Source organism: Erythrobacter sp. CCH5-A1 (genome assembly GCF_001557115.1).
Lineage (GTDB): Bacteria > Pseudomonadota > Alphaproteobacteria > Sphingomonadales > Sphingomonadaceae > Erythrobacter.
In genome coordinates this window covers 166,891-173,156 of sequence record NZ_LSKQ01000267.1, presented here as the reverse complement: position 1 = coordinate 173,156, position 6,266 = coordinate 166,891, and the positions used below count along the sequence as shown (strand labels likewise).

The following is a 6,266-nucleotide window of genomic DNA, read 5'->3' as shown; positions in this document are numbered from 1 at the left end:
GGGATGGTCTCCTGCCGGTCTCCACCCTCGGCGGCGAGTATTTCCGCCATGACGAGGCGGCCAAGGCGTTGGTCGGCACCGACAGCGGCACGACCTATGCCACCGGCGACCGGCTGAAGCTCAAGCTCGCCGAGGCCAATCCGCTGACCGGATCCTTGAAGTTCGTCCTCCCCGATGCCGACACCGGGAAAATCGAGCCGCGCGGCAATCGCCCCCAGGAACGACGTCGCTCACCGGGCAGCGGCCCCAAGACAGCCGGCAAGTTCATGGTCGGCAAGCGCGGGCGGCCGGGCAATATCCGCCATCAGGGTCGCAAGAAGTAGCGCCCCGTCAGGGAACGTGGTCGCTCTTGGTCTCGTCGTAATCGGCGGGGATGACGTAGAGCGGGCAGGGGAGCGAGCCTGCCGCGGCCGAGAAATGCGTCACCAGCGGCCCCGGCGCGGCGCCCTTGGCCGCGCCCAGCACCAGGGCGGCGACCTCGGCATGCTCGGCAAGGAATTCGCTGACGATCTTCTGGCCCTGGCCGATCTTGACCGAGATCGTGGGCATGATCCCGCTCTCCGCCAGCAGACTGCCCGCCACCCCGTGCGCCAGCATCTCCGCCCGGTCGCGCGCCTCGGCCTCGATCGTCGCCTGCACCGCACCGAAGGCGGAGAAGTTCTGCTGCGGCACCAGTGCGAGCAGGTGCACCGCGCCGCCGACCGCCACGGCCCGCCTCGCGGCATAGCGCAGCGCGGCGGTCGCCTCCTCGCTCTCGTCGATGATGACCAGAAATGTGCGCATCGTCTCGGCCCCGTTAGGCCCCGGGGTATCAATGCATTCGTATGGATTGGCAAGGGGCAGCGGCCAACTGCCATTCTGGGCCTTGCCCGACGCTAGGGAATTGGCCAGAGAAACCCGCAGGATCGTACACGGGAGTTACAGCTGATCATGGCCCTCGACATCAAGATGCCGGCTTTGTCGCCCACCATGGAAGAGGGCACGCTTGCCAAGTGGCTGGTGAAGGTGGGGGACACGGTCTCCTCGGGTGACGTGATGGCCGAGATCGAGACCGACAAGGCGACGATGGAGTTCGAGGCGGTCGACGAGGGCGTGATTGCCGAGATCCTGATCGAGGCGGGGACCGAAGGCGTGAAGGTCGGCGCGGTGATCGCGCGGCTTGCGGTCGAGGGCGAGGCAGCGGCGCCTGCGGCTGCACCTGCGCCGGCCGAGGAAGCCCCCGCCGCCGATGGCCCCGCCGCCACGCCGACCGCGCGGAAGATGGCCGGGCAGGCCGGGATCGATCTTGCGGGCATCACCGGCACCGGCCCCAAGGGCAAGATCACCAAGGAGGATGTCGAGGCCGCGATTGCCAAGGGCGGCGGAACCCCTCCGCCTGCCGCACCGGCACCCTCCGCAGCGCCCGCTGCTGCTGCTCCTGCCGCCTCGGGCAACCGCGTCATCGCCTCGCCGCTCGCCAAGCGGATCGCGGCGGACAAGGGGATCGATCTCGCGCAGGTCAAGGGCACCGGCCCCAATGGGCGGATCGTCAAGGAGGACGTCGAGAACTTCACGCCGAGCGCTGCCGCTGCGCCTGCTGCCGCTCCGGCTCCGGCCCCCGCCGCGAGCGCGCCGGCCCCTGCGGCGACCCCTGCACCGGCTCCCGCAGTCGAGGGTGGCGCGCCCTTCGCGGAAGAAAAGCTTTCGGGCGTGCGCAAGGTCATCGCCCGCCGCCTCACCGAGAGCAAGCAGACCGTCCCGCACTTCTACCTCACCATCGACATCCGCCTGGATCCGCTGCTGAAGCTGCGCGCGGAGCTGAACAAATCGCTCGAGCCCGATGGCGTGAAGCTGTCGGTGAACGACCTCCTCATCAAGGCGCTCGCCCGCGCGCTGATCCGTGTGCCGCAGTGCAATGTCAGCTACCACGGCGACACGCTGCGGCGTTACAGCCGCGCCGACATCTCGGTGGCGGTGGCCGCGCCCTCGGGCCTGATCACCCCGGTCATCACCAGCGCCGACACCAAGGGCCTCGCCGCGATCTCGACCGAGATGAAGGCGCTCGCGGGCAAGGCGCGCGACGGCAAGCTGATGCCGCACGAATACCAGGGCGGAACCGCGAGCCTCTCCAACCTCGGCATGTACGGGATCAAGCAGTTCGACGCGGTGATCAACCCGCCGCAGGGCATGATCCTCGCGGTCGGCGCAGGGCAGCAGGCGCCCTATGTGGTGAACGGCGCGATCGAGGTCGCGACGGTGCTCCACGCGAGCGGCAGTTTCGACCACCGCGCCATCGACGGCGCGGACGGCGCGCAGCTGATGGAGGCGCTCAAGAACCTCGTCGAGAATCCGATGGGGCTGGTGGTGTGATTGCGAATGCGGCCAAATAGCCTTCTGGTATCAGCAGTCACTGCTCCAACAGCGGCGATCCTGATCGCAGTTGTTCTTTCCATCTTTGATGGTTGGAAATGGGACAATCCGCTCGGTCTTGCCTACTATACTGTTCTTTTCGTCCTACCATTCACGCTAATGGGTAGCTTCATGGTCATCCTACCGGCTTACCACCTTTCAAAGCGGATACTAAGCCGTCGTGAAAGCCGAACGGCCGTTGTCTTGATCACGTCGGGTATCGTCGGAGCAATCGCGCTTATATTCATTTTTGAACAAATATTTACTGTTGGACTTATTGGCGCGGCGTCCGGCATTGCTACGGCGATAGTGTGGTTGGTGTTGTGCGCGAGGATGGGACGGTCCCCGGCAAATGACTGACCGCTCCCCCCAAATATTCGAGACCGCCGCGCAATCCTCCTCTCCCCTCGCGGGAGAGGAAGGGGCCCGCCGCGCAGCGGTGGGAAGGAGAGGGGGCACGCGCAACCTCTTGCCTCTGGCCAAGAAGATGCGGCGCGAACCGACCGAAGCCGAAGCCAAGCTGTGGTCGGTGCTGAGGGCCGGACGCCTTGGCGAGCTGAAATTCAAGCGCCAGGAGCAGCTGGGCGACTACATCGTCGATTTCGTATGCTTCAGGTCGCGGCTGATTGTCGAGGCTGACGGCTCGCAACACGCCGAAAGTGCGGGCGATGCGGTTCGGGATGAGTGGTTGAAGGCTCAGGGGTTTCGCGTTTTGCGGTTCTGGAACAACGATATTCTCGAGAACCCCGAGGGTGTAGCGCGCGTCATTCTCGACGCAGCGCAGCCCCCTCTCCCCAACCCCTCTCCCACAAGGGGAGAGGGGCTTTGACGCGCGATCACTCTCAATCTCCTCTCCCCCTGCGGGAGAGGAAGGGGCCCGCCGCGCAGCGGTGGGAAGGAGAGGGGACATGACCACCCGCTCTCCCCTCATCCGCGTGACCGCCATGCCCGCCGACACCAACCCCTATGGCGGGGTGTTCGGCGGGTGGCTGATGGCGCAGATGGCATTGGGCGCGGGCAGCCTCGCGAGCCGCGTGGGGCAGGGCAAGGCCGTGGTCGTCTCGGCGACCGACTTTGCCTTTCCGGGCGCGATGGCGGTGGGCGACGAGCTCAGCGTCTATTGCGACCTCCTCGCCACCGGCACCACCTCGCTCACCATCGCCGCCGAGGCCGTCGCGCGCGAGCGTAACGGCGAGGCGACCCAGACCGTCGCGCGCGGAACCTTCAAGTTCGTCCTGATCGGCAAGGACGGCCGCCCGCGGGCGATTGCGCAAAGCGGCACGGCGGCATGAAACATTTTCCTACACGTATCGGCTCTGACATCATGCCCGACATGATCCGCCACAGCCTCTCTTCGCGTGTCTCGCACAACGTTTTGCAGGACAGCTGCGTCGGGGCAGGTTTTCTGCCCTTGTACAGTGTCTCATGTGTCTCATCATTCAGCTTCGGAAGGGATCATCTGAATGTCGGCCTCCTATGACGTGATCGTGCTCGGTTCCGGCCCCGGCGGCTATGTCGCGGCGATCCGCTGCGCGCAGCTCGGGCTCAAGACCGCCATCGTCGAACGCGAAAGCCTCGGCGGCATCTGTTTGAACTGGGGCTGCATCCCGACCAAGGCGATGCTGCGCTCGGCCGAGATCTTCCACTACATGCAGCACGCGGGCGACTATGGCCTCGTCGCGCAGGGGATCGAGGCGGACCTCGCCGCCATCGTCAAGCGCAGCCGCGGGGTGGCGAAACAGCTCAATCAGGGCGTTACGCATCTGATGAAGAAGAACAAGATCACGGTGCACATGGGAACCGGCACGCTGACTGGCCCGACCAGCCTCACCGTGAAGGGCGAGAAGGGCGAGGAGCAGCTCACTGCCAAGCACGTGATCGTCGCCACCGGCGCGCGCGCCCGCGACCTGCCCTTCGCACCCGCGGATGGCAAGCGCGTGTGGACCTATCGCCACGCCATGACCCCCGGCGAGCTTCCGGCCAAGCTGCTGGTGATCGGATCGGGCGCGATCGGCATCGAATTTGCCAGCTTCTACAACGACCTCGGCAGCGAAGTGACGGTGGTGGAGATGCTCGACCGGATCGTGCCGGTGGAGGACGCCGATGTCTCGACCTTCCTCGAGAAGAGCCTCAAGAAGCAGGGCATCACCATCATGACCGGCGCCGGGGTCGAAGCGATCAAGGTCACCGACAAGGGCATCACCGCCACCATCAAGGACAAGGCGGGGGCGAGCGCCACCAGCGACTTCACCCATGTGATCGTCGCCATCGGCATCGTGCCCAACACCGAAGGCATCGGGCTCGACGGGCTAGTCGAGATGGACCGCGGCTTCATCCAGATCGATCCCTATGGCCGAACGAAGTCGAAGGGCCTGTGGGCGATCGGCGACTGCACTCCGGGGCCATGGCTGGCGCACAAGGCGAGCCACGAAGGCGTCACCGCCGCCGAGGCGATTGCGCAGGAGCTGGGCAACACCGACGTCCACCCGCACCCCCTGAACCGCTCTGCGATCCCCGGCTGCACCTACTGCCACCCGCAGATCGCGAGCGTCGGGATGACCGAGGCCAAGGCGAAGGAGGCGGGCTACGAGGTCCGCGTCGGCAGCTTCCCCTTCATCGGCAACGGCAAGGCCATCGCTTTGGGCGAGGTCGAGGGCTTCGTGAAGACCGTGTTCGACGCCAAGACAGGCGAGCTGCTGGGTGCGCACATGGTCGGCGCGGAAGTGACCGAGCTGATCCAGGGCTACACCGTCGGCAAGGTGCTCGAGACCACCGAGGCGGAACTGATGCAGACCATCTTCCCGCACCCGACCCTGTCCGAGATGATGCATGAAAGCGTGCTCGACGCCTACGGGCGGGCGCTGCACTTCTGAGGGGTAAGGCTGCCCGGCACCGTTCGCTTGCGCTGCCGGGCGTTGCGCCCGTGGCTAGGGTCGGCCTGGGCGGAAGGCGAGCTTGTTGAGCCCGTCTATGGGGCGGATGCGAAAGCCGTTCGCCTCCAGCACCGCTTCGATGCCGTCCTCACCCCGCGCGGTTTCGAAGAGGATCGCATCGGTGATGCTCAGGGTCCGCGCGGCGCCCCTCAGGGCCACCGCCTCGGCGCCCTCGAGGTCCATCTTCATGACATGGACCCGCTCCATCCCGGCGGTGATGTCGTCGAGCGTGGTGGTCGTGACGCTGACCGAAACGCCATGTCCGGCGGCATTGTGGCGGATGATCGAGGCCTGACCGAAGTGGCTGTCATCGGGCATGGCGACATCGATGGTCTGCCCCGCCGCATCGCTCAGCGCGTTCTCGACCAGCGCGACATTGGCAAGGCCGTTGAGCGCGATGGTCTGCCGCAGGGAGCGCGCGGTGGCGGGCATCATCTCGACGGCGACGACGCGTCCCTCGGGCCCCGCCATGCGCGCGAAGTTGGCGGTGAAGATGCCGATGTTGGCGCCCGCATCGATTGCCGTGCCGCCGGCCGGCAGATAGGGTGCTACGGCGTCGAGCAGGGGGCGGTGCGTGGTCTGGCGGATGTGGCCGCAATCATCGGTGTTGGCGAGGATGAAGAAGGTGAAGCCCTCCTCCACCACGAGCGTCGCGTCCGAAACAAGCTTCGGCTCGCGCCAGGCCCCGGGCTCGGTGAACAGCCCAGGCAGACCGGCCCGCAGCGAACGCATCAGCACCGCCTGGTCGGCCGGGGTCGCCCCGCGACATTCGGCGAGCAGACCACGCCACAGCCCGAGTCGGTGGACAGCCGAACGCACGCTCCTTTGCGCAAGATCGAGCGGCGCAGGCACGATGGACTTCAGCTGTCGACGCAGGCTCACCCGACCCCTCGCTCCATTCCCGTCTCAAGCGGTCCCCGGATGGCCGCCAACCACTTGCCGCGC

General features: G+C 66.5%; 6 protein-coding genes and 1 pseudogene. 5 read left to right on the top strand and 2 right to left on the bottom strand.

The genetic code is table 11. The features are described 5' to 3' along the window. Nucleotides 1-323 (top strand): annotated as a pseudogene (locus tag AX708_RS20975) (ribonuclease R); the annotation flags it as partial. A 7-nt stretch (nucleotides 324-330) separates the two neighbouring features. Here AX708_RS20975 and AX708_RS16960 read toward each other — a convergent pair. Next, nucleotides 331-783 carry a universal stress protein gene (locus tag AX708_RS16960; protein WP_066528433.1) on the bottom strand — a complete coding sequence of 151 codons (453 nt, stop codon included), beginning with the start codon at nucleotides 781-783 and terminating at the stop codon, nucleotides 331-333. A 147-nt stretch (nucleotides 784-930) separates the two neighbouring features. Here AX708_RS16960 and AX708_RS16955 point away from each other — a divergent pair, with 147 nt between their 5' ends. From AX708_RS16955 to lpdA, 4 genes are all read left to right on the top strand, one after another. Further along, nucleotides 931-2,349: a 2-oxo acid dehydrogenase subunit E2 gene (locus tag AX708_RS16955; RefSeq protein WP_066528439.1), complete on the top strand. Its 1,419-nt coding sequence runs from the start codon at nucleotides 931-933 to the stop codon at nucleotides 2,347-2,349. Between the two features lie 526 nt (nucleotides 2,350-2,875). After that, nucleotides 2,876-3,217, top strand: a complete 342-nt coding sequence (locus tag AX708_RS16950) for an endonuclease domain-containing protein (RefSeq protein WP_066528441.1) — start codon at nucleotides 2,876-2,878, stop codon at nucleotides 3,215-3,217. 79 nt (nucleotides 3,218-3,296) lie between these two features. Continuing rightward, the gene (locus AX708_RS16945) at nucleotides 3,297-3,680 is read left to right on the top strand and encodes an acyl-CoA thioesterase (protein WP_066528443.1); all 384 of its coding nucleotides are present in this window, start codon (nucleotides 3,297-3,299) and stop codon (nucleotides 3,678-3,680) included. 171 nt (nucleotides 3,681-3,851) lie between these two features. Continuing rightward, nucleotides 3,852-5,261, top strand: coding sequence for a dihydrolipoyl dehydrogenase (gene lpdA / locus AX708_RS16940; RefSeq protein WP_066528446.1), 1,410 nt, complete (start codon nucleotides 3,852-3,854; stop codon nucleotides 5,259-5,261). A gap of 54 nt (nucleotides 5,262-5,315) precedes the next feature. Here the strand turns inward: lpdA and AX708_RS16935 are convergent, their stop codons facing one another. Beyond that, nucleotides 5,316-6,203, bottom strand: coding sequence for an FkbM family methyltransferase (locus AX708_RS16935; RefSeq protein ID WP_066528450.1), 888 nt, complete (start codon nucleotides 6,201-6,203; stop codon nucleotides 5,316-5,318). Nucleotides 6,204-6,266 lie beyond the last annotated feature (63 nt).

Bases quoted from the DNA above. Each gene is read 5' to 3' on its own strand.
- AX708_RS16955 (WP_066528439.1), top strand. From the start codon at position 931: ATGGCCCTCGACATCAAGATGCCGGCTTTGTCGCCCACCATGGAAGAG.
- AX708_RS16945 (WP_066528443.1), top strand. From the start codon at position 3,297: ATGACCACCCGCTCTCCCCTCATCCGCGTGACCGCCATGCCCGCCGAC.
- AX708_RS16960 (WP_066528433.1), bottom strand. From the start codon at position 783: ATGCGCACATTTCTGGTCATCATCGACGAGAGCGAGGAGGCGACCGCC.
- lpdA (WP_066528446.1), top strand. From the start codon at position 3,852: ATGTCGGCCTCCTATGACGTGATCGTGCTCGGTTCCGGCCCCGGCGGC.
- AX708_RS16950 (WP_066528441.1), top strand. From the start codon at position 2,876: ATGCGGCGCGAACCGACCGAAGCCGAAGCCAAGCTGTGGTCGGTGCTG.